2 tRNA genes are annotated in these 272 nt (G+C 43.0%); both read right to left on the reverse strand.

Annotation, left to right across the window (positions count from 1 at the left end):
* Positions 1–82 precede the first annotated feature (82 nt).
* A tRNA-His gene (locus tag CD29_RS19455) sits at positions 83–158 on the reverse strand.
* A gap of 34 nt (positions 159–192) precedes the next feature.
* Positions 193–268, reverse strand: a tRNA-His gene (locus CD29_RS19460).
* Between the last annotated feature and the right edge of the window lie 4 nt (positions 269–272).

Below are 272 nucleotides of genomic sequence, written 5' to 3' on the forward strand. Positions count from 1 at the left end.
TGACGGAATCAAAATCCGTTGCCTTACCGCTTGGCTATACCCCAATAATATGATAAATAGAATCAATATATTACAATTTAAATGGGGCGACTGATGGGAATCGAACCCACGAATGCCGGAACCACAATCCGGTGCGTTAACCACTTCGCCACAATCGCCAATACATTATTTGTTTTTATTACTAATTTAAAATGGGGCGACTGATGGGAATCGAACCCACGAATGTCGGAACCACAATCCGATGCGTTAACCACTTCGCCACAATCGCCATA

Source organism: Ureibacillus manganicus DSM 26584 (assembly GCF_000772945.1).
Classification (GTDB): Bacteria; Bacillota; Bacilli; order Bacillales_A; family Planococcaceae; genus Ureibacillus; species Ureibacillus manganicus.